This window comes from Polaromonas sp. P1_G2 (genome assembly GCF_056405515.1).
In genome coordinates, this window is the sequence record NZ_JBFUBY010000654.1 from 1 (window position 1) to 655 (window position 655).

1 protein-coding gene is annotated in these 655 nt (G+C 63.4%); it reads left to right on the forward strand.

What is annotated here, in order from left to right:
- Window positions 1–177: 177 nt before the first annotated feature.
- Window positions 178–655 (forward strand): ABC transporter substrate-binding protein (locus tag AC1D0P_RS26755; RefSeq protein WP_477679498.1); only part of this gene is annotated, 478 nt, incomplete at its 3' end.

Consider the following 655-nt stretch of genomic DNA (forward strand, 5'->3'; position numbering starts at 1 on the left):
GGCTATGGCGGGACGATCGAGCCCGGGAATTTCACCAAACCCGATTACCACTTTACCTCAATGGCGGATTTTGCCGCCGCCGTGAAGGAAAGCCTGACAACCAGAGCCTAAACCCAGGCCGGGAAAGCCCGCAGGCAAGATGGGCAGCCCGCCAAACCTACGGAAAAGGGGAATGACATGACTGACAAAATTACCAACTGGACCAAAGCCGACGACGCAATGGTCGAAAATGCCATCCGCCGCGGCGCGACCCGGCGCGATCTCCTCAAGATGATGCTGGCCGGTGGCGTCGCAGCCTCGACCGGCGGCATCGTCCTTGGCCGCGCCTCGCAGGCGGTCGCCGCGACCCCGGTCTCGGGCGGTGCCTTCAAGGCGGCCGGCTGGTCTTCCTCGACCGCCGATACGCTCGATCCCGCCAAGGCATCGCTGTCGACCGACTATGTGCGCTGCTGCTCGCTCTACAATCGCCTGACCTTCCTCGACAAGTCGGGCGCGCCGCAGATGGAACTCGCCGAAAGCATCGAGAGCAAAGACGCCAAGACCTGGACCGTGAAGCTGCGCAAGGGCGTCACCTTCCATGACGGCAAGGCCCTGACCGCCGATGACGTGGTCTACTCGCTCAAGCGCCATCTCGATCCAGCCGTCGGCTCCAAGG